General features: G+C 66.4%; 1 pseudogene. It reads right to left on the bottom strand.

The features are described from left to right. Positions 1-327 (bottom strand): annotated as a pseudogene (locus tag HMPREF2924_RS21325) (type VI secretion system tip protein VgrG); the annotation flags it as partial.

Genomic DNA, 327 nt, shown 5'->3' with positions numbered 1-327 from the left:
CGGCATCTTGATCGCGATCCCCGAGCCGCTTCCCGGTGCGCCGCCTGCATTGATCCGTGCCAGCGGGCCGCTGATGGCGATGCCGCTTGCGTCAAGCCGGATGAAGCTGCCGCCGGCCTTCACCGTCAGTTCGCTGTCAGCCTCGATCACCATCTTCTGCCCGGCCTTCAGGTGGATCTCGCGCCCGGCCCTGGCCAGGTAGGCACGACCGAGCTTCACGTGCTGGCTGTCGCCGACCGTCAGGTGGTCATCGGCCTTCAGCTCGACCTTGCGCTCTCCGTGCACGGTGTGATGCTCCTCGGCCTTGAACTCGCTGTAGCTGTTCGC

Origin of the sequence: Pseudomonas sp. HMSC063H08 (genome assembly GCF_001813645.1) — a bacterium.
GTDB lineage: Bacteria > Pseudomonadota > Gammaproteobacteria > Pseudomonadales > Pseudomonadaceae > Pseudomonas > Pseudomonas aeruginosa.
The sequence above is the reverse complement of the archived record's forward strand: the minus strand, read 5'-3'. Positions and strand labels throughout refer to the sequence as shown.